This window comes from Bradyrhizobium sp. Ec3.3 (genome assembly GCF_000472925.1).
Classification (GTDB): domain Bacteria; phylum Pseudomonadota; class Alphaproteobacteria; order Rhizobiales; family Xanthobacteraceae; genus Bradyrhizobium.
The window spans coordinates 84,921-104,857 of the sequence record NZ_AXAS01000024.1 but is presented as its reverse complement, the minus strand read 5'-3'; the positions used below and the strand labels follow the sequence as shown (position 1 = coordinate 104,857).

Below are 19,937 nucleotides of genomic sequence, written 5' to 3'. Positions count from 1 at the left end.
GCGCTGACAGGAGAGAGAATGCCGCGGATCGGATCCAGCGGCAAAGACGATGATCTCAAACGCGATCGACCGCCCAAACCGCTAAAGTGCGGCGGCGGCGACGGGCGAACAGAATGGTCGCGGCGTTGATCATGGCGCGCGGCTATAAGGCCATGTGGTTCCGGCGTCAAGGTTTGACACTGTCACACCAGGCGCAAGATCCACTCCATGATCTTGGCCATCACATCACCGAACAGCAACAGCGCCGCCGCCCAGACCAGCGCCGAGATGAAGTTGGCGGCCTGAAAGCTCCAATACGGCATCTCGAAAATGCCGGCGGCGAGCGGTACGGAGGCGCGCAAGGGGCCGAAGAAGCGGCCGATGAAGATGCTCGGCACGCCCCAGCTCCGCACGAACGCCTCGCCGCGCGGCAGGATTTCCGGATAGCGCGACAACGGCCACATCTGCGCGACCTGCTCCTTGTAGCGGAAGCCGAACCAGTAGGAGACCCAGTCGCCAAGCGCAGCCCCGATCGCACCCGCAATCCAGACCGGATAGAAGCTGATGCCGCTCACCCCGATCAGGGCGCCGATCGCAACCAGCGCGCCCCAGGCCGGGACCAGGAGCGAGATGAAGGCGAGCGATTCACCGAATGCCAGAAGGAACACGATCGGTGCTGCCCAGACCTGGTGAACGCGCACGAAGTCGGCCAGTGCGTGCGCATACTGCTCCATTGCCAAAAATGCCTTCCCCGCCCCGCCTCGCGTCCTGGATCGTGAAAAGGACTGGTAAGCCAAGGCGTTGCGTGACATCAAGTCACAAAGACCGGCTCAATACATGCCACGATGTCAAATTGCCGGGAACAATGGGCCGAGGCGGCGTAAAATCGCCGGGATTGGCCCGCAACGACACCGGCGACCGGTCCGACGGTCACTTTTTCAGGCCAGCCGTGGCATAGTCGGCCTAACCGATTCGCCGCCTCCGCGGCCCTCAAAACCCATCAAGATATATGTCCAAGCAATTGAAAACCAAAGCAAAAGGCGATCTCTTCGGCGGCGACGAGCCTAAGCCGCGCGCACCGGCCAAGGCGGCTTCGCGTGCGAGTGGCGGCGAGGCCGATTACACCGCGGCCGATATCGAGGTGCTGGAGGGTCTGGAACCCGTCCGGCGCCGTCCCGGCATGTATATCGGCGGCACTGACGAGAAGGCGCTGCATCACCTCTTCGCCGAAGTCATCGACAACTCGATGGACGAGGCGCTTGCCGGGCACGCGACCTTCATCGAGGTCGACCTGAGCGCGGACGGCTTTCTCACCGTCACCGACAACGGCCGCGGCATCCCTGTCGACCCGCATCCGAAATTCCCGAAGAAGTCGGCGCTCGAAGTCATCATGTGCACGTTGCATTCGGGCGGCAAGTTCGACTCCAAGGTCTATGAGACTTCGGGTGGTTTGCACGGCGTCGGCATCTCAGTCGTCAATGCCCTCTCCTCCCTTCTCGAGGTCGAGGTCGCGCGCAGCCAGAAACTCTATCGCATGACGTTCGAGCGCGGCCATCCGAAGGGCAAGCTCGAGGACCTCGGCAAGATCAACAATCGCCGCGGCACGCGCGTGCGTTTCAAGCCCGACACCGACATCTTCGGCGCCAAGGCGGCGTTCAAGCCGCAGCGCCTGTTCAAGATGACGCGCTCGAAGGCCTATCTGTTCGGCGGCGTCGAGATCCGCTGGAATTGTGCGCCCGAGCTCTTGAAGGGCGTCGAGGACGTGCCGGCGGAAGCGACGTTCCACTTCCCCGGCGGGTTGAAGGATTATCTCGCCGCCGCGATCCATGCCGACACGTTGGTGCACCCCGACATCTTCTCCGGCAAGTCGGGCCGCAACGGCGCGCACGGCGCCTGCGAATGGGCTGTGGCGTGGACTGCGGACGCCGACGGCTTCCTGTCCTCCTACACCAACACCGTGCCGACGCCCGATGGCGGAACGCATGAATCCGGCTTGCGCAGCGCGCTGCTGCGCGGCCTGAAGGACCACGCCGAGCGCGTCGGCCAGGGCAAGCGCGCGGCCTCCGTCACCTCGGAAGACGTGATGGTGGGCGCGGCCGTGATGCTCTCGGTGTTCGTGCGCGAGCCTGAATTCCAGGGCCAGACCAAGGATCGTCTCGCCACCGCTGAAGCACAGCGCATCGTCGAGCAGGCGATGAAGGACCCGTTCGATCACTGGCTCTCGGGCAATCCGAACCAGGCCAACAGGCTGCTCGACTTCGTGATCGATCGCGCCGAAGAGCGACTGCGCCGCCGCCAGGAAAAGGAGACCGCGCGCAAGACCGCCGGCAAGAAGCTGCGCCTGCCCGGCAAGCTCGCCGACTGCACCGACGCGGGAACGGAAGGCTCCGAGCTTTTCATCGTCGAGGGCGACTCGGCCGGCGGCAGCGCCAAGCAGGCGCGCGATCGCAAGACTCAGGCCGTGCTGCCGCTGCGCGGCAAGATCCTGAACGTCGCCTCTGCCGGCAAGGACAAGCTGACGGCAAACGCCCAGCTCTCCGACCTCGTGCAGGCGATCGGCTCCGGCACGCTCGCGCAATATCGCGAAGAGGATCTGCGCTATCAGCGCATCATCATCATGACCGACGCCGACGTCGACGGCGCCCATATCGCTTCGCTGCTGATCACCTTCTTCTACCGGCAGATGCCGCGGCTGATCGACGAAGGCCACCTCTTCCTGGCGGTGCCGCCGCTCTACAAGCTGACGCACGGTTCCAAATCGGTCTACGCCCGCGACGACGCGCACAAGGAGGCGCTGCTCAAGAGCGAGTTCAACGCCAACGCCAAGGTCGAGGTGAACCGCTTCAAAGGCCTCGGCGAGATGATGCCGGCGCAGCTCAAGGAAACCACCATGGATCCGGCGCGGAGGACGCTCCTCAAGGTGGTCCTGCTTGCCGACGATCGCGACACCACGGCCGATTCGGTGGAACGACTCATGGGCACCAAGGCGGAGGCACGATTTGCCTTCATTTCGGACAAGGCCGAATTCGCCAGCGAGGACCTGCTGGACGTCTGAGTCCTATTCCTGTTTGGCGCAAGAGTCCTACCCATTTCCAGCGCCAACGCCTTATAAACGCGGTGGAATTTTTGACGCGACTCGCGCAACCAGAGGTCGTCGTCCGTAGAAGTGCGGATTATTTTCCGGTGACTGTGCCTGCGCTGCAACAGCTTTTTAGCTGGGAACGACTATAGTCTGTATCAGGCGACAGAATTCGCGGCGCTTGCGCTCGGTGCTCAGACCAAAGGTTGGGGATGTAAATATGAAAAAGGTTGTACTCGCTCTGACGGCGGTCGTGGCGATGACGGGCGTGGCCTCAGCGGCTGACCTGGCTGCGCGGCCCTACACCAAGGCTCCGGTGGTTGCGGCTCCGCTTCCGAGCTGGACGGGCTGCTATCTCGGCGCCGGCGGTGGCGCCGCCATGACCAACAACGACAACAACCTCTTCGATCCCCTGACGGGCGTTGCTCTCACCAACAACGCCACCAGCGGCGCGCGTGGCTGGTTCGGCACCGTGCAGGGCGGCTGCGATTACCAGTTCCAGAACTGGGTTGTCGGCGCCTTCGCCGACTATGACTTCATGGATGTCCACGGCGATCTCGCCCCGTCGGGGCTTGGCGGGTTCGTCGGCTCGCAGAAGCAGGATTGGCAGTGGGCAGTCGGCGCTCGCGTCGGTTACCTGATCCTGCCGCAGTTGCTGACCTACGTCTCGGGTGGCTACACCCAGGCCCATTGGAAGGACACGGATCTGAGCTTCCCGATTGCAGGCTTCGGGTCGACCTTCACTGTGCCCGGCGGCACCAAGGGTGGCTGGTTCATCGGAGCCGGCGACGAATATGCGCTGACCAGCTTCCTGCCCGGCCTGTTCTGGAAGACAGAGTATCGCTATTCGGAGTTTGACCGTGTGAACGTGCCGGTTAACTTCTCTGCTGCAGTTGGCGGTGGCGCGACCGGCGTCTCGATGACCGAGAAGTTCCGCGAACACAGCGTGCGCAGCGAGCTGGTCTACCGCTTCAACTGGGGCGGCCCGGTCGTCGCCAAGTACTGAGCGAAGTGCTGATCTGAGTTCAAAAGCCCCGGCATCGCCCGGGGCTTTTTCGTTCTTGCCTCCCGATCGGCGCCGCCCCTCAATCGCGGCGCAACGCGCCAAGGGCGTATCCCCCTGCGACATCGTTTCCCGGCAATTGTGTCTCGGCAGCAACAGCTTTCCGGCCGGAACTGTCTATAAGCTCAGGCATCAGTTGAACGGAATCAGTGCGCTCGCGCCTGCTACTTGGTTGGGGATTTGGATATGAAAAAGATTGTGCTCGCTCTGACGGCGGTCGCGGCAATGACGGGCGCAGCCTCGGCCGCTGACCTGGCCGCGCGGCCCTACACCAAGGCTCCGGTGGCCGTTGCTCCGGTGCCGAGCTGGACTGGCTGCTACATCGCTGCTGGCGGTGGCGGGGCCATGACCAACAACGACCATAACACCTTCCTCACTGCTACTGGTGCTGCCGTCGATCAAAACACTACGACTGGCGCACGCGGCTGGCTCGCTACGGTTCAGGGTGGTTGTGACTATCAGTTCGCTGGCAACTGGCTGGTCGGTGCCTTCGCCGACTATGACTTCATGGATGTCAGGGGCGATATCAACGTGCCGGCCGTCGGCCCGTTCACGGGCTCGCAGAAGCAGGATTGGCAGTGGGCGGTGGGCGCTCGCGTCGGTTACCTGGTTCTGCCGCAGTTGCTGACCTATGTCTCGGGCGGCTACACCCAGGCCCATTGGAAAGACACGGATCTGAGCTTCCCGCTGGGAGGCATCGGGGCGACCTTCACGGTGCCCGGCGGTACCAAGGGGGGCTGGTTCATCGGCACCGGCGACGAATATGCGCTGACCAGCTTCCTGCCCGGCCTGTTCTGGAAGACGGAGTATCGTTATTCGGAGTTTGATCGCGTAAACGTGCCGCTCAACGTAGCTGCCGCGGCAGGCGGTGGCACGACCGCCGGCTCGGTGACCGAGAAGTTCCGCGAGCACAGCGTGCGCAGCGAGCTGGTCTACCGCTTCAACTGGGCGGGCCCGGTCGTCGCCAAGTACTGAGCGAAGTACTGATCCGAGTTCAAAAGCCCCGGCATCGTCCGGGGCTTTTTCGTTGTGACAAGCCCGTCAGGACACACCGTCTGCTGACGCCAGAAGCTTATCGCGTCGCGTCAGGCAGCGGAGTCGCGCGGCTGTTGTGTTGGAACAGCAACAGCATTTTCCAGGGAACCCTTTATAAGGAACCCGTCGGTTGAATCGATTCCGGGGCACTCGCGCCCCCTTCCTGGGGTGGAATTCGAAATGAAGAAGTTTGTGTTTGCTTTCACGGCGATCGCGGCAATGACGGGCGCCGCCTCGGCAGCTGACCTCGCGGCGCGGCCCTACACCAAGGCTCCGGTGGCCGTTGCTCCGGCCGTCAACTGGACGGGCTGCTATGTCGGTGCCGGCGGCGGCGGCGCGATGACCAACAACGATCACAATGAAACCTACGACGCCACGACCGGCGTACCGATTAGCAGCAATTCCAATAGAACGAGTGGCGCGCGCGGCTGGTTCGGCACCGTCCAAGGTGGCTGCGACTACCAATTCGCGGGCACCAACTGGCTGGTCGGCGCCTTCGCGGACTACGACTTCATGGATGTTAGAGGCGACCTCAGCATCGACGGCACCATCGTCCCAACCTCGACTGGAAGCCAGAAGCAGGATCAGCAGTGGGCCGTCGGCCTCCGCGTGGGATATCTCGTTCTCCCGCAGTTGCTGACTTACGTGTCGGGCGGCTACACGCAGGCGCATTGGAAGAGCACGGCCCTCACCTCACTTAGCTTCGCGGGTGGAACGGCAACTCTTGGCGGAGCAACCAAGGGCGGCTGGTTTATCGGCACGGGTGACGAATATGCTCTGACGAGCTTCCTGCCCGGTCTGTTCTGGAAGACCGAGTACCGGTATTCTGAGTTCGATCGCGCCAATGTCACCATCGACTATACCGGGTACGGCGGCCCTGCTACCGGCTACGGCGAGTCCCAGAAATTCCGCGAGCACAGCGTGCGCAGCGAGCTGGTCTACCGCTTCAACTGGGCGGGCCCGGTGGTCGCCAAGTACTGAGCGAAGTACTGATCCGAGTTCAAAAGCCCCGGCATCGTCCGGGGCTTTTTCGTTGTGGGGCTACTCCGCACTGACGGTGAACCGGCTACAGTTCCAACTCGGACGGCGTGGTCGGCACCAAGTACCGAGCAAGCGGAACTTGACTTCGACGTCGAAGCCTCGGCGCGGCAAGACGTTGTTTTGCGCGCCGGGTTGTCGCTAAACGCTTGATGCGATTGGCGTTGGCGGCACAGCAGGGTGCTTTATCGGCAACACCTGTTCGCAATGATCCAGTGAGTTCGCTACAGACCAATCGAAATTCGCCACAGAACAAGACGGCAAGACGCGCGGAGATTATTCCCGATTTTGCGCCGAACACGCCGGCCGCACGTTTTGGGACGCGACGCCGCTCGCGTGAAGGGCTTGGGAGATTGGAATGAAGAAGTACCTGTTTGCACTCACCGCAGTGGCCGCAATGACCGGCTCCGCCTCGGCCGCCGACCTCGGCGCGCGGCCCTACACCAAGGCTCCGGTGGCTGCTGCCCCGGTCGCCAACTGGACCGGCTGCTATGTCGCCGGCGGCGGTGGCGGCGCCTACACCAGGAACGATCACAGCGAGTCCATCACCACGACTGGCGTTTCGCTGCTCGGAAACTCGACGGCTGGCGCGAGTGGCTGGTTCGGCACCGTGGGAGCAGGCTGCGACTATCAAGTCAGCAATTTCGTGATCGGCCTGTTCGGCGACTACGACTTCATGGATGTGTCCGGTGACACCTCGGCGGCCGGCTTCTTGGTGGGAACGCGGAAGCAGGATTCGCAATGGGCTGTCGGCGGCCGCGTCGGCTACCTGGCTCTCCCCCAGCTCCTGACCTATGTCTCCGGCGGCTACACACAGGCCCACTGGAAGTCGACCGACTACGGCAACTTCCTGGGCGCATCGCTTGCGAGCAATGGCTTCACCAAAGGTGGCTGGTTCATTGGCACCGGTGACGAATATGCGCTGAACTTCCTCCCCGGCCTGTTCTGGAAAACCGAGTATCGCTATTCGGAGTTTGACCGCGCGGATGTCAGCATCGACCAGGTTGGTGTCGGTCCGACTGGAATCGCCCAGACCAACAAATTCCGCGAGCATAGCGTGCGCAGCGAGCTCGTCTACCGCTTCAACTGGGGTCGTTAGTCGCCACTGAACTGAACTGGTCCAAGCATCAAAAGCCCCGGCATCGCCCGGGGCTTTTTCGTTGTGGGCTGCTCTGCACTGACGGTGAGCCGGCGCGCATCGACCGTCTACCGTTCCAACCCGAACGGCATGGTCGTCGCCAAGTACTGAGCTCCGACGAACCGCCATACACGGAGCCGTACGTGCAGTGGTGTGGGAGGCGGAAGCCGCGAAGGCCTCCTCGTCCCCGATCGCTCTCCAACATGCGCGTCGATCGCTAGTCGCCGATGCCTCGGCGCGGCAAGACGCGGTTTTGCGCGCCACATTATCGCAAAACGCTTGATGCGATTGGCGTTGGCTGCACCGGCGGGTGCTCTATCGGCAACACCTGTCGCGCAATGTTTCCATGAGTTCGCCGCAGACCAATCGAACGTCGCCACAGAACAAGACGGCAAGACGCGCGGAGATTATTCCCAATCTTGCGCCGAACACGCCGGCCGCACGTTTTGGGACGCGAGGCCGCTCGTGAAGGTTGGGAGATTGGCATGAAGAAATACCTGTTTGCACTCACCGCACTGGCCGCAATGACCGGCTCCGCCTCGGCGGCCGACCTGGGTGCGCGGCCCTACACCAAAGCTCCGGTGGCTGCTGCTCCAGTTGCGAGCTGGACCGGCTGCTACATCGGTGGTGGCGGTGGAGGCGGCTTGCTGAGCCAAAATACCCGGGAGTTCACCTTGGCGGGTACCCCCGACTCCGCCGTTTGGGCAACGTCAGGTGGGCGCGGCTCGTTCGGGACGGTCGGCGGCGGTTGCGATTACCAGTTTGCGCTTGGCAGCTGGAACATGGTTGTCGGCGCACTGGCGGACTATGACTTCGCCGACATTCACGGCACTCGGAACGCTTCGATCGGTACCTGGCCGTACTTCGGAGACGAGAAGCTTGACCAATCCTGGGCTGTTGGCGCCCGCGTCGGCTGGCTCGTTTCGCCCACCCTGCTCACCTACTTCAGCGGTGGCTACACGCAGGCTCACTTCAGCGGCTTCAATCTCACCCGGAACGTTTTTCCGGTTCCGACGGCACCGCTCTTTAGTGTGAATTCGGGCTGGCGGGATGGCTGGTTCATCGGAAGCGGTCTCGAATATGATCTGGGCTGGATTCCGGGCTTGAAGTGGAACACCGAATATCGGTTCTCGGACTTTGGCACAGTGCGCGACACGTACTACGCGTTCGGTACCACGACCCCAGCTGGATACACCGACTCTCACAAATACGTTCAAACGATCCGGAGCACGCTGGTCTACCATTTCAACTGGGGTGGCCGGTAGTCGCGAAGTACTGATCCACTCTTCATGCGAGACTCAAAGCCCCGGCATCGTCCGGGGCTTTTTCCTTCAGCATTCAATTCCGCACGCTTGCCGGTGCCCCGCAGGCGTCCTGAAGCTGCGTCTTGATCGCACCGAAACGGCATCCGTGATCGTCTCGCCGAGCGCGCTGCGAAAGGCCTTCGCCTCTGCCCGCGCGACGCCGAAAGGACTCCTCGCCCGGCCCGCAGCCCGGCTGCCATTGTCTCCGCACCAAAGCTGCGGCTAGTCTGGTCCAAGCCTTTCGCGACCGCCGGCATCGTCGATGCCGCAGCGCGACAGAAGCAGACCAATGGGAGGGACGCATGCGCAGATTTCTGCTGACCGCAGGCCTGTTCGCGACTGCCATGGGCCTGATCTGGATCGGACAGGGCACGGGCACGTTTCCCTGGCCGCGATCGAGCTTCATGGTCAACCAGCTGCAATGGGCCGGCTATGGCATAGCCATGGCCGGTTTCGGCCTGGTCCTGATCTGGGAAAGCAGCCAGTAGAAAAACCAAACAAGAAAAGGACATCACAGCATGACATCCAGCCGGTTCGATCTCCGCGGCAAGGTCGCGATCGTCACGGGAGGCAATGGCGGCATCGGGCTCGGCATGGCCCGCGGGCTGGCCGATGCCGGCGCCGACATCGCCGTGGTCGGCCGCAACGAAGCGAAGTCGAAAGCGGCGGTCGATGATCTCCGCCAGCGTGGCATCAAGGCAATCGCGGTCGCGACCGACGTCACCGACAAGACCGCGGTCGAGGCGATGGTCGCGGGTGTCGCAAAGGATCTCGGCCGCATCGACATCCTCGTCAACAATGCCGGCATGAGCATCCGCAAGCCGCCGCACGAGCTCGAGCTCGAGGAATGGAGCAAGGTGATCGACACCAACCTCACCAGCGCCTTCGTGTGCTCGAAGGCGGCCTATCCCGCGCTGAAGGCATCCGGCCGCGGCAAGGTGATCAATATCGGCTCGATGATGTCGATCTTCGGCGCGAGCTTCGCGCCGGCCTATGCTGCAAGCAAGGGTGGCATCGTGCAGTTCACGCGCGCCTGCGCCAACGCCTGGGCGGCCGACAACATCCAGGTCAACGCGATCCTGCCGGGCTGGATCGACACCGATCTCACGCGCGGCGCACGTCAGCAGGTGACCGGGCTGCACGAGCGCGTGCTCGCGCGGACGCCCGCGGGCCGTTGGGGCAATATCGACGACTTCGCCGGCATCGCGGTGTTCCTGGCCTCACCCGCCTCCGATTTCGTCACTGGCACCGCGATCCCCGTCGATGGCGGCTTCTCGGTGATGGCTTGAGATCACGGCGCGCGTAAAAAAGCCCCGGCTTGAGGCCGGGGCTTTGCATCAGAGGATCGGGCAAGCCGGTATCAGTATCTGGCGACCACCGGTCCACCAAAATGATAGTTGATCTTGACCCGTGCCACGTGCTCGCGGTCGTCAAATCGCGCGGTACTCGTATTGAAGAAAAAGCCACCAGCCGGCGCCAGCGTGAGCGTCGTCCTGCCAAGGTCGACATAGAGGTATTCGGCGCCGACCGACCAGTTCCTCGCGAACAGCCATTCGGCGCCTGCACCCACCGTCCAACCGACGCGCGTTGTATCGTCGCTGACCGTGCGACACGTTGCCGAGGGGGCAACCGGACAAGCGACGCCCGGGGCAAGGACTTCCGTCATCGAGTGTTTCACCGCGCCGACGGCGAGACCGCCGGTTGCGTAGAGCAACCAGTTGCCGCCGGTATAGCCGATACGTCCACGGACAGTGCCGAGAGCACCCTGCTCAGAGCGGAAATAGGCGGTGTCCGATGCGACGGTGCCCATGGGCGCTCCGACCGCACGGTTGGTCCCGAACTGGACAAAGCTATGTTGGATGAGCTGTTGCCAGGCACCGTCTCCCTCGATACCGACGACCCAAGTTCCCATCTGCCAGTTGTAGCCAATCTGTGCACCGCCAATGAAACTGCTCGGACGCGAGCAGTTGGTCGAGAGGTCGAAGGGATTGGCGCCCACGAGGACAGGGGCGGCTACGCCTGCGGGTGAACCACAGAACGTGAAGATGTTGCCAAGTGTCGTGAACGGCATGTCATAGCCGAGCCTGTTGTCCGACCACGCGCCGCCGAGATTGCCACCGACATAGAAGCCGGTCCATGTCCAGACTTCCGGAACCGGAAGAGGTGGTGCCTTGACGGCCATGTCTGCCGCCGATGCAGTCCCGATAATTCCTACGGAGAAGAGTGACGCTGCAAGCGCCCAGCCCAGGCGGTATTTCATTAATTCCCCCTGCAAAAATTTCATGAAAAAGCGAATTTAATTCCGGGAGAAAGGATAGCTTTCTTGACATGATCAAACGAGTTGGAACCCTGGGCGCCACTTCGTCTCGTTTCGCTTTTTCAGCTGTCGTGGCGCGCCAGCAACATTCAGCAACAAATCAGCGGTAAAATAGGCCGCGATAGGTCAATAGTTCGCCCCTAACTGTTGCGCCAAAAGCAAAAAGCCCCGGCCGATGCCGGGGCTTTTCGTTTCATTGCCGAAGCGATTGAGTCTCAGTAGCGCGCGATGACGGGCGAGTCGAACTTGTAGCTCGCACGCACCACCGCCCACTGAATGTCGCGCGGCTTGGCATCGAAGGTGTAGGTTCCCGCGGCCGTGCCGGCGAGCTGATAGGTCTGGCTCGTGAAGGCGGCGTGGTTGTACTCGACACCGACGATCCAGTTGCGGGTAATGCCGTACTCCCAGCCGGCGCCGACAGTCCAGCCGCTGGCCCAATGAGTCTGACCGCCCGAGCCGGTCGCAACTCCGACAGTGTCGGACACCGAGAGGCGATTGTTGGCGCCAGCGTAGCCGCCCTTGATGTAGAACAGGTTGTTCTGCACGGCGTAACCCGCACGACCGACGATCGTCGCCAGCACGTTGGTGCGCCAGCTGAACTGATCGTCCAGACCGACGCCGAACACTGTGTTGTTGACAGTGCCGTGGTTGTCGAGCCCGGAGATGGTGCCTTCGAGACCGAACACGTAATTGCTGGCCTGCCAGTTGTAGCCGATCTGCGCACCGCCGATGAGGCCGGAGCCGCGCTGGCGAAAGCCCTCGCCAGGCGAGAGATCGCCGAACAGCGTCGTGTTCGCACTGTTGATCCACTGCTGATTGGTCCAGGCGCCGCCGATGTTGCCGCCGACGTAGAAGCCCGTCCAGTTGAAGAGCGGCTCGATATAGGCCGGAGCCTTCGTGTAGGGCCGCGCGGCGAGATCGGCGGCGGAAACGCTACCGGCTGCGACGAGCGCGCTGGTGCAGGTGAAGGCGGCAATCAACTTGGAACGCATGGTACACCCCTTGTCCTCAGATGGGCTGCACGCTCACAGACAGTCCTTACTAAAATTGGAATCAACGAAGTTAAGCCGCACCATTGGCTTTCGCGCGCCTCGGAATCCAATCGCGCTGTTGCACGTGCGCAACGTGCGTAGGCTGACTTAACGCGATGTTATCCCTATTAGATCATCACGCGATCACGATGCGCGCGCGACCGGCGAATGCACGTGCTCGGGCCGCACGCCGAGCGCGACGAACCGTGCGGGAATCTTCTGGAGCCACGGCCACGCCGTAACGAGACGCACGATCAGCGGAGCCTTCACGGGCTGATTGCCGGGTCTGAGCGCACCGCTGATGATATTGTTCTGCACGACGACCTGCATCGCCTGCGTCATCCTCACCGGAAACGCACGCCGCTGGCGCACGGCGTCGAGTTCGGCTTCGGATGGGCAACCGTTCCTGATCTTGTCCGCGAGCAGATTGGCGGTCGCAACCGCGTCCTGGACCGCGAGATTGACGCCGACGCCGCCGACCGGCGACATCGCATGCGCGGCATCGCCGATGCAGAGCAGGCCCGGCTGCGTCCAGCGGCTGAGGCGGTTGATCGCGACGGTGAGAAGCTTGACGTCGTCCCAGCTCTTCACGTCGGAGATTCCGGATGAAAGGATCGGCGCCATGCGGACGACATCGTCGAGCAGCGCTTGCAGCCCCCTCGCCTTCACCGCGTCAAACTGCCCCTTGGCGATGACATAGGCGCATTGCCAGTACTCGCCACGGTCGAACGTGATCATCATCTTGCCGGGCTCGACGCGTGCGAACACGTTCTCGGTTTCGTTCGACCGCCGTCCGGCGCGAAACCACAACACGTCCATCGGCGCGCCGATCTCCTCGACCGCGAGGCCCGCGCGCTGGCGCACCGTCGAATGACGGCCGTCGCAGGCGATGGTCAGATCCGCCTCGATGTCGATCGGGCCCTTCGGCGTCGTCGCGCGCACGCCAGCGATCGCCTCACCGCGCCGGATCAAGTCGGTTGCCTCCGTGCTCATCATCACCTTGAGCGAGGGAAAACGCTGACCGCTCTCGCGCAAGAAATTCAAGAAGTCCCATTGCGGCATGAAGGCGATGAACGGGTATTTGGTGTCGAGCCGGCGGAGATCGGCGATGCGCACAGGCGTGCCGCCGAACATGCCGTCGAGCGTCTGCAAGCGCTGATGCGGCAACTTCAGGAAGCCGTCGATCAGGCCAAGCTCGTCCATCACCTGGAGCGTCGAGGGATGCACGGTGTCGCCACGGAAATCGCGAAAGAAATCCGCGTGCTTCTCCAGCACCACGACGTCGATGCCGGCGCGCCCCAGGAGATAGCCGAGCATCATGCCCGCGGGTCCGCCGCCGACGATGCAGCAGCGAACTTTCATGGAGCGAGTGCGGCTGGCGGTTCTGGCCCGTTAGCGTTCATGATCCGGTCCTCGGCGGTGGTTCGATGCGCAACAATGATTATAGCGCAGGCTCGGCACTAAGATGCCGAGTGACGAGATCGAGAAACTCACTGGCCAGCGGCGAGATGCTCAAGGACCGGTGGCGAATGACGCCGACAGTCCGCTTGATCTCGGGAGCGGAGATGGGAACTGACCGGATATTCGAGCCGGGATGTGTCGGTAGGGCCATTGCCGGCAAGATGGCGCAGCCGACGCCCGCTTCCAGGAGTTCGATGATGCAGGAGACGTGTTCGACTTCGTAAAACCACCGCAGCTTCAGAGCAGCATTTCCGAGCAAGACCTCCAGCAGGAGCCTGTTGCCGCTGTCGCGCCCGCCAATCATGAGCCGAACCTTTGGCATCGCCTGTAGCTCTTGCAGCGCGACCTCCTGGCGAGCGACCAGCGCGTCGTTCTTGTGCACGGCCAGGACGAAGCGGTCTGCTAGCAACGGTGCGAATGTCAGATCGGGGTCGGGCCCCGGATCCACGCCGACCCCGAATTCGGCCAACCCCGACAAGACCTGGCGAACGACAAAGTCCTGGTTACCGTCAAAGACCTGCACGCCGACGTTCGGATGCCGCTCGGTGAAGGTCCTCAGCAGGGGCGGAAAGGCCTGGCAGACCACGGTCGGAATGCTGGCCACCCGAATCTTGCCGAAACGCCTTTCGGCGACCTCGCGAATTGAATCGAGCATCCCGTTCAGGTTGTTGATCTGCTGGCGAGCCATCGGAAGGAAGTGGCGTCCAGCTCCGGTGAGGACCACCGACCTGGTGGTGCGGCTGAACAGTTCGACACCCAGCGTCTGCTCCAGCTTCTGGATCCGGCGCGACAGGCCGGGCTGGGTCAGATGAAGCTTCTCGGCTGCACGTTGGAAATTCAGCAGCTCTGCCGCGATCACGAAGGCTTCGAGTTCAGCGTTCTCGACTTTCATGCGGGAGTCTCATCAGTCGCAAGCGAACCCGCATTGGACCTCGCAGTCGGCGGTTTCTACGATCCTGGGGTTTAGCCAGATCGAAGGGAACAGGTAGCATCGATGCCCACCCAGCAGCAACTAGCGTCGCCCGTGCCGATCGCCACCACTGCATCAGCCTACGTGGCCGAGGCGGATGCGATCTACCGGAAGATCGTGCTTCGCATCATGCCGCTCATCCTCGTCTGCTACTTCTTTGGCTACCTGGATCGGGTGAACGTCGGCTTCGCCAAGCTCGGCATGGTCAACGATTTGCGTCTGAGCGAGGCCGCCTATGGCCTCGGTGCAGGCCTGTTCTTTATCGGCTATCTCCTGCTCCAGGTGCCCGCCGGCTACCTGGTTCAGCTCTACGGCCCGAGGAAGTGCATCGCAGCGTCGATGATCTCATGGGGGCTCGTCTCCATGGCCACCTTGCTGACGCGGGACGAAGCCAGCTTCTACGTGCTTCGGTTCCTGCTCGGAATCACGGAGGCAGCCTTCTTCCCCGCCGTGATCGCCTTCTTCAGTGTCTGGTTTCCCTCATTCAGGCTCAGCAAGGTGATGTCCTTGCTCTTCCTCGCCCTGCCCCTTGGCGTGATCCTCGGCGGTCCGTTGTCCGGATGGATCATGGACGTCACCCATGGCGGCTACGGCCTGAAAGGCTGGCAATGGATGTTCCTGCTCGAAGGACTCCCGGCGATCCTGCTCGGGCTCGTCTCGATCAGGGCGATCGTCGAGCGGCCGGACGATGCCGCATGGTTGTCGCACGACGAGAAGGCCCTGGTGCAGCGAGAACTCGCTCAGGAATCCAAGGACAAGCAAACGAGCTTATGGCCAGCGTTGCGTGAGCCGACGCTGTGGATTTTGTTCGCGACGTCGTTTCTCTATAACCTCGGCAATTACGGCCTCGTTTTCTGGATGCCGAGCATGATCAAGTCGATCGGCGGGCTGACGAACTTCCAGATCGGCGTCGTGACCGCACTGCCCTACCTGATCGCCGCCTGTGCCATGCAGCTCAATTCGATCCACTCAGTGAAGACCGGCGAGCGGCTCTGGCATACCGCAGCGCCCCTGATCGTTGGCGGCGCCGCCTTGGTGGCGAGTGTGACGACGCGAGACGCGCCGGCGCTCTCCCTCTTGTGCCTGACAATTGGCATCTCCGGCATCCAGTGCACGCTGGCCATGTTCTGGAGCCTGCCTCACGCGTGCTTGCCGGAACGGCCGCGGCCAGCGGCGCCGGTCTGGTCAATATCGGAGCGGCCAGCGCGGGCTTCGCCGGTCCAGCCGTCCTGGGCGTCCTGAGCCAACTTACGGGCAGCATGACGGCCGGCGTCTCGCTGCTGGCGATCGCGCTGTTCGCCGCGGCCGCGCTGATCTTTGCGATTCCGCGGCACCTGATGGCCCGGCATGTCGTCTCGGCCTAGGGAAGCGTTATGGTCCACGAGCCTCCAATCCCTTCCGGCCCCAGGCACAGCATGCACAAGCCATTTCGGATCGCTATCGCCGGATTCCATATTGAGTCCGTGAGTTTCCTGCCGGCCGTCTCGACCTGGGACGATTTCGAGCAGGTGGCCCTGCGCGGGGATCAAATCGTCGAAGAGCTCCGAGGCACAAACACCGTGATGGGCGGCTTCATCGAGGCCTGCGAACAGGCGAGCGTGGCGTTGGCTCCGCTCGTCCACACGGCCCTCGGCGCCGTGGGTCCGGCCACCGATGAGGCCGTCAGACGCTACGCGGACGAGATGGCTTCGGGCGTCCGCGTCTTGTCCGACCTGGACGGCGTGCTGCTTTTCCTCCACGGGGCGTGCTGGACGGCTTCGTATCCGGACCCCGAGCGCTTCATCATCGACACGGTGCGTGCCGCCCTGGGGCAAGACAAGCCCTTGATCGTCGCGTTGGACTACCATGGCAACATCGATGCAAACACGCTGCAAAACGCGACCGCGGCGTTCGCCTATCGAAACTCGCCGCATACGGATACGGGCGACACGGGACGCCGTGCCGCCATCTGCATGCTCCGCACACTGCGTGGAGAGATTTCGCCAACATGGGCGATCGCCAAGCCGGGCGTGCTCGTCCCGTCGATCTTCAGCGCGACTGCGCTGCGCCCCTTGGCGGATCTCATCGAGGAAGGCCAGCGCATCGAACGTGACAGCGAGCGCTACACCGACATTTCGCTGATGGCCGGCTTTTCCTATGCCGACGCGCACAATGCCGGCTTTTCGGTGCTGTGCGTCACCGACGGCGACCCCGCGCGCGCCCAGGCGATCGCTGACCATCTTTCGGAACGGATCTGGAGCGAGCGGCATGCACTCTCCGGGCCCTTCGAAGTCTACACCGCAGAGTCAGCGGTCTCGCGCGCGTGCACAGGCCTGACGACGCGCAGGACGCAGGGGCGCCCCTACGTCCTGGTCGAGCACGCAGACCGAATGAACGACTCAACGTACCTGCTGGCGGAGCTGCTCAAGCGCGGCGTCTCGCGGGCTGCCGTGCCCTTTCTCTGGGATGCGGCCGCAGCGCAGAAGGCGTTCGAGGCCGGGGTTGGTGCGTTGGTGAACCTAAGGCTTGGCGGCCACAGCTCCGAGAAGGCAGGGCCGACGCTGGACATCACTGCGCGCGTGCAGTGGGCAGGCCCAAAATCGTACCGCGTGACGGGCTCCTACATGCATGGCATGCCTGTCGATCTGGGAATGACGGCGTTGCTTGACGTCGATGGCGTGTCGGTGAGTGTCGTCAGCGCTTTTGCATTCGCGGTCGACGGCGATGCATTCGGAGTATTCGGGTTGCGTCCGGAAGACTTCGACATCATCGTGCTTCGTTCAAAGACCCATTTCCGTGCGTTCTATGAGGGATTGGCGGAGGAAATCATGATCGTGGATACGCCGGACCACGGCGTCGCCGACCTGCGGCTCCTGCCCTATGAGCGGCTGGATACCCGTCGCGTATTTCCGCTTGCTCCTGAAAGAGCCCATTGATGTCGGCTGAACGCCAGCAGAGAACGACACGCGCGGATCGCTGGGCCCGCGACAGGAGAACGGACAAGCGATGACCGGCAAAGTAAACGTGAGCTTGATTCAATTTGACGTCCAAGTGCTGGAGCCGGCGTCGAATCTCGAGCGAATGCAGGCAGTGATGCGATCGGAGGCAAAGGCAGGCGCGCAGTTGATCGTATTCCCGGAGTTGTCGAACACGGGATACGTGGAGCCGGTGACGCCCGGCGCCCCCTTCAGCCCGGAATCCGGCGGAGCCGAACAATATGCCCTCCGATTATTCCAGGCCGCCGAACCCGAGAACGGCCCCTTCATCACGTCGCTGTGCGACCTCGCCCGTGAGCACAGCCTCCATGTTGTCGTCGGGCTGGCCCTCCGTCATCCGGTGCAGCAGGGCGTGATGCATAATGCGTCGGTCCTGATTGGCCCTCACGGCGTGCTCGGCACCTACCACAAGATTCATCGCTGGCATCTGGAAAAGCTCTACTTCGTTGCCGGCGAGAGCATCTCGGTGCAGCAGACGATGTTGGGGCCGATCGGCATGCAGATTTGCTATGACATCCGGTTTCCGGAACTGACGCGGGCACTCATGGTGCAAGGCGCTCAGATCGTCACGAATATCTGGGCGTCGTTCCGCCCGCAAGACAAGCCCCTGGAAGACGAGCAGATCTTCACGCACCGCGCCTACACGCGCGCGACCGAGAATGGCGTCTTCTTCCTCAGTTGCAACCGCGCCGGCAGGCAGGGCAGTTGCGCCTTCATGGGCCGAAGCATCATCGTTGCGCCGGACGGCAAGATTCTCGCGCAGTCCACCACGGAGGACGAGGACATCGTACGCGCGGAAATCGACCTTGATGACGTTGCCCGCTACAGAAGCTATGTCGGGCTCGCGACAGACAGGCGTGCGGATATCTACGCACGATACCTGACTGCGCCCGTCTGAGGCATTCGGCGCTCAATTGTTGCTGCGGTTCGCGGTCCGGAAGCTCTTGATCTCCGACACGCTGCCATCGCGATAAGTCAGTTCCACCGACACGACCTGCGTCGACGGCGCGAGCTTCATGTAGAGCGGCATGCCGGCGGAGATCGCTGTGGGGTCGCGCATGTCGCAGGCAGGCATCTTCAGCACCTGGTTGGGGACTGCGGTGTCGATGCCGATGCGGACCTCGCGGATGGCGCAGCGATAGGATACGAGGTGCGTGTAATAGACGAGCAGCCCATTGAACTCACGGAACGACAGCCAGCTCGTCGCGGTCATGTCGAGGATCTTGCGCTGGTCGCGGAGCAGCGCAGCCTCGGGCTCGAACTTGATCGGGAACGGGCCCTGCATATCGCCGGAGGCATCGACATAGCGGACTTCGATGGTGCCGGCCGGCGCATCCGGCGGCAATTCGATCGAGGGGTTCGGCAGCCGCTTGCGGGTGCGCGGATCGAGCGTGTCGATGAAGCCTGTCTCGCGGAAGTCGCCCTGGCCTGCCATGCGCCAGGAAATGCCGAGCGTGGGATCTGCGAAGGAGAACGTCACCGACCAGCCACCGTTGTGGCGCGAGAAGCTCGCGATCGGCGCGTTGGTGGCTTCCTCCTTCGGCACGCGCGGCACCGAGACCGGCGGCAGCGCCGCGACCTTCTGCGCCGGCGGATCGGCCGGGCGTGCCGCGGCGTCGGCCGCGGCCTTGGCCGCGCCGCTCAGGAAGACGTCGTCGACCATCTGGTCGAAATAGACCGGCACCTGCTTGTGCTTGACGGTGTCGGCCATCTCGCTGACGAGCCGCCGCGTATGCTGCGCCACCTGCACGAGGTTCTCGCCGGGCTGCAACAGCTCCCTGGCAAACGTGCGCGTGAACACCGAATTGGGATTGGCGTCATCGTTCGAGAGGCGATCGAGCGCGGTCTGGCGCGGGCCCGCGGAGAACACCGAAAACACGCCTTCCGGCAATTGCGTCATGGGCGCGAGCCCGCCACCGCCGGCGACCGCGCGCGTTCCGGTCCGCTCGAACGGATTGTTGCGGCACGCGTCGAACACCAGGATCGAGGTGCGCGCCTTCTTGTTCTGGAGGCGCTCGATGATGCGGTCGGCGAGGATGGAGGAATCGCGAACCAGCTCTTCCTGGCCTTCGGTCGCCGCCGGCACGTCGGTCGGCAGCAGATAGTTCTGGCCCGCGATCTCGAAACCGTGGCCGGCATAGAAGAAGAACGCGGTGTCGCCCGGCTCGATCGCCCTGTCGAAGGCAAGCAGCGTCTCGGTGAACTGCTGGCGGCTCTGGTTCTCGGCCACCATCACGGAGAAGCCGAGCTGCTTCAGCGTATCGCCCATGGTGCGGGCGTCGTTGACGGCCTTGAGCAGTTTTGGAACGTTCTTGTAGTCGTTGTTGCCGATCACGAGCGCGACGCGCTTGTCGGCGTGCGCGGGGGCTGCGAGCGCCGTCAGACTGGCGATGATGCCAAGGGCCGCCAAAACCGAAAGAAGCCTGCGCGTCATCGAAAAATCCCCGATTGCAGGAAGGGTCAGTTGGGTTCCTGCGGCCACTGATGTCATAGTCGGCCGAGCCATGTCAGGGGTTCATGGCAGGGCTTCAAGAAGGCGAGGCAAGC

At 63.0% G+C, this 19,937-nt stretch carries 17 protein-coding genes; 11 read left to right on the top strand and 6 right to left on the bottom strand.

Features of this window, described 5'->3' with window-relative positions; genetic code table 11:
* Positions 1-182: 182 nt before the first annotated feature.
* Entirely contained in the window at positions 183-713 is a 531-nt protein-coding gene (locus YUU_RS0123540) for a DedA family protein (protein WP_027524619.1), read from the bottom strand.
* Positions 714-988: 275 nt separating this feature from the next.
* Between YUU_RS0123540 and parE the strand changes: the two genes are divergently transcribed.
* The 8 genes from parE to YUU_RS0123500 all read left to right on the top strand — a co-directional run bounded on the left by parE (position 989) and on the right by YUU_RS0123500 (position 9,925).
* Positions 989-3,034 (top strand): DNA topoisomerase IV subunit B, encoded by a 2,046-nt coding sequence (gene parE, locus YUU_RS0123535; RefSeq protein WP_027524618.1) that lies wholly within the window; start codon positions 989-991, stop codon positions 3,032-3,034.
* 244 nt (positions 3,035-3,278) lie between these two features.
* Positions 3,279-4,064: an outer membrane protein gene (locus YUU_RS0123530; protein ID WP_027524617.1), complete on the top strand. Its 786-nt coding sequence runs from the start codon at positions 3,279-3,281 to the stop codon at positions 4,062-4,064.
* Positions 4,065-4,307: 243 nt separating this feature from the next.
* Positions 4,308-5,096: an outer membrane protein gene (locus YUU_RS0123525; protein WP_027524616.1), complete on the top strand. Its 789-nt coding sequence runs from the start codon at positions 4,308-4,310 to the stop codon at positions 5,094-5,096.
* A 240-nt stretch (positions 5,097-5,336) separates the two neighbouring features.
* The gene (locus YUU_RS0123520) at positions 5,337-6,137 is read left to right on the top strand and encodes an outer membrane protein (protein WP_027524615.1); all 801 of its coding nucleotides are present in this window, start codon (positions 5,337-5,339) and stop codon (positions 6,135-6,137) included.
* A 415-nt stretch (positions 6,138-6,552) separates the two neighbouring features.
* Entirely contained in the window at positions 6,553-7,293 is a 741-nt protein-coding gene (locus YUU_RS0123515) for an outer membrane protein (RefSeq protein ID WP_027524614.1), read from the top strand.
* 524 nt (positions 7,294-7,817) lie between these two features.
* Positions 7,818-8,597 (top strand): outer membrane protein, encoded by a 780-nt coding sequence (locus YUU_RS51465; protein WP_051389852.1) that lies wholly within the window; start codon positions 7,818-7,820, stop codon positions 8,595-8,597.
* Positions 8,598-8,938: 341 nt separating this feature from the next.
* The gene (locus YUU_RS0123505; protein ID WP_027524613.1) at positions 8,939-9,124 is read left to right on the top strand and encodes a hypothetical protein; all 186 of its coding nucleotides are present in this window, start codon (positions 8,939-8,941) and stop codon (positions 9,122-9,124) included.
* Positions 9,125-9,154: 30 nt separating this feature from the next.
* Entirely contained in the window at positions 9,155-9,925 is a 771-nt protein-coding gene (locus YUU_RS0123500; protein ID WP_027524612.1) for an SDR family NAD(P)-dependent oxidoreductase, read from the top strand.
* A 71-nt stretch (positions 9,926-9,996) separates the two neighbouring features.
* On the opposite strand, the gene YUU_RS51460 is transcribed toward YUU_RS0123500, so the two are convergent.
* The 4 genes from YUU_RS51460 to YUU_RS0123480 form a co-directional block, all read right to left on the bottom strand.
* Complete coding sequence (locus YUU_RS51460) at positions 9,997-10,896, bottom strand: outer membrane protein (RefSeq protein ID WP_198031811.1); 900 nt, start codon at positions 10,894-10,896, stop codon at positions 9,997-9,999.
* 272 nt (positions 10,897-11,168) lie between these two features.
* A complete protein-coding gene (locus tag YUU_RS0123490) occupies positions 11,169-11,945 on the bottom strand; it encodes an outer membrane protein (RefSeq protein ID WP_027524611.1) in 777 nt (258 codons plus the stop codon).
* 183 nt (positions 11,946-12,128) lie between these two features.
* Positions 12,129-13,346: an FAD-dependent oxidoreductase gene (locus tag YUU_RS0123485; RefSeq protein WP_084801515.1), complete on the bottom strand. Its 1,218-nt coding sequence runs from the start codon at positions 13,344-13,346 to the stop codon at positions 12,129-12,131.
* 79 nt (positions 13,347-13,425) lie between these two features.
* Positions 13,426-14,337, bottom strand: coding sequence for a LysR family transcriptional regulator (locus tag YUU_RS0123480; RefSeq protein ID WP_027524609.1), 912 nt, complete (start codon positions 14,335-14,337; stop codon positions 13,426-13,428).
* Positions 14,338-14,439: 102 nt separating this feature from the next.
* On the opposite strand from YUU_RS0123480, the gene YUU_RS51455 reads away from it, so the two are divergent.
* The 3 genes from YUU_RS51455 (at position 14,440) to YUU_RS0123465 (ending at position 18,288) form a co-directional block, all read left to right on the top strand.
* Positions 14,440-15,657, top strand: coding sequence for an MFS transporter (locus tag YUU_RS51455; protein ID WP_198031810.1), 1,218 nt, complete (start codon positions 14,440-14,442; stop codon positions 15,655-15,657).
* 173 nt (positions 15,658-15,830) lie between these two features.
* Positions 15,831-17,330 carry a M81 family metallopeptidase gene (locus YUU_RS0123470; protein WP_027524608.1) on the top strand — a complete coding sequence of 500 codons (1,500 nt, stop codon included), beginning with the start codon at positions 15,831-15,833 and terminating at the stop codon, positions 17,328-17,330.
* A gap of 70 nt (positions 17,331-17,400) precedes the next feature.
* A complete protein-coding gene (locus tag YUU_RS0123465) occupies positions 17,401-18,288 on the top strand; it encodes a carbon-nitrogen hydrolase family protein (protein WP_027524607.1) in 888 nt (295 codons plus the stop codon).
* Positions 18,289-18,300: 12 nt separating this feature from the next.
* Here the strand turns inward: YUU_RS0123465 and YUU_RS0123460 are convergent, their stop codons facing one another.
* Positions 18,301-19,824 carry a caspase family protein gene (locus YUU_RS0123460; RefSeq protein ID WP_027524606.1) on the bottom strand — a complete coding sequence of 508 codons (1,524 nt, stop codon included), beginning with the start codon at positions 19,822-19,824 and terminating at the stop codon, positions 18,301-18,303.
* Positions 19,825-19,937: the final 113 nt, after the last annotated feature.

Bases quoted from the DNA above. Each gene is read 5' to 3' on its own strand.
- YUU_RS0123530 (WP_027524617.1), top strand. From the start codon at position 3,279: ATGAAAAAGGTTGTACTCGCTCTGACGGCGGTCGTGGCGATGACGGGC.
- YUU_RS0123485 (WP_084801515.1), bottom strand. From the start codon at position 13,346: ATGAAAGTTCGCTGCTGCATCGTCGGCGGCGGACCCGCGGGCATGATG.
- YUU_RS51460 (WP_198031811.1), bottom strand. From the start codon at position 10,896: ATGAAATACCGCCTGGGCTGGGCGCTTGCAGCGTCACTCTTCTCCGTA.
- YUU_RS0123525 (WP_027524616.1), top strand. From the start codon at position 4,308: ATGAAAAAGATTGTGCTCGCTCTGACGGCGGTCGCGGCAATGACGGGC.
- YUU_RS0123515 (WP_027524614.1), top strand. From the start codon at position 6,553: ATGAAGAAGTACCTGTTTGCACTCACCGCAGTGGCCGCAATGACCGGC.
- YUU_RS0123490 (WP_027524611.1), bottom strand. From the start codon at position 11,945: ATGCGTTCCAAGTTGATTGCCGCCTTCACCTGCACCAGCGCGCTCGTC.
- YUU_RS0123500 (WP_027524612.1), top strand. From the start codon at position 9,155: ATGACATCCAGCCGGTTCGATCTCCGCGGCAAGGTCGCGATCGTCACG.
- parE (WP_027524618.1), top strand. From the start codon at position 989: ATGTCCAAGCAATTGAAAACCAAAGCAAAAGGCGATCTCTTCGGCGGC.
- YUU_RS0123465 (WP_027524607.1), top strand. From the start codon at position 17,401: ATGACCGGCAAAGTAAACGTGAGCTTGATTCAATTTGACGTCCAAGTG.
- YUU_RS0123520 (WP_027524615.1), top strand. From the start codon at position 5,337: ATGAAGAAGTTTGTGTTTGCTTTCACGGCGATCGCGGCAATGACGGGC.
- YUU_RS51465 (WP_051389852.1), top strand. From the start codon at position 7,818: ATGAAGAAATACCTGTTTGCACTCACCGCACTGGCCGCAATGACCGGC.
- YUU_RS51455 (WP_198031810.1), top strand. From the start codon at position 14,440: ATGCCCACCCAGCAGCAACTAGCGTCGCCCGTGCCGATCGCCACCACT.
- YUU_RS0123470 (WP_027524608.1), top strand. From the start codon at position 15,831: ATGCACAAGCCATTTCGGATCGCTATCGCCGGATTCCATATTGAGTCC.
- YUU_RS0123480 (WP_027524609.1), bottom strand. From the start codon at position 14,337: ATGAAAGTCGAGAACGCTGAACTCGAAGCCTTCGTGATCGCGGCAGAG.
- YUU_RS0123540 (WP_027524619.1), bottom strand. From the start codon at position 713: ATGGAGCAGTATGCGCACGCACTGGCCGACTTCGTGCGCGTTCACCAG.
- YUU_RS0123505 (WP_027524613.1), top strand. From the start codon at position 8,939: ATGCGCAGATTTCTGCTGACCGCAGGCCTGTTCGCGACTGCCATGGGC.
- YUU_RS0123460 (WP_027524606.1), bottom strand. From the start codon at position 19,824: ATGACGCGCAGGCTTCTTTCGGTTTTGGCGGCCCTTGGCATCATCGCC.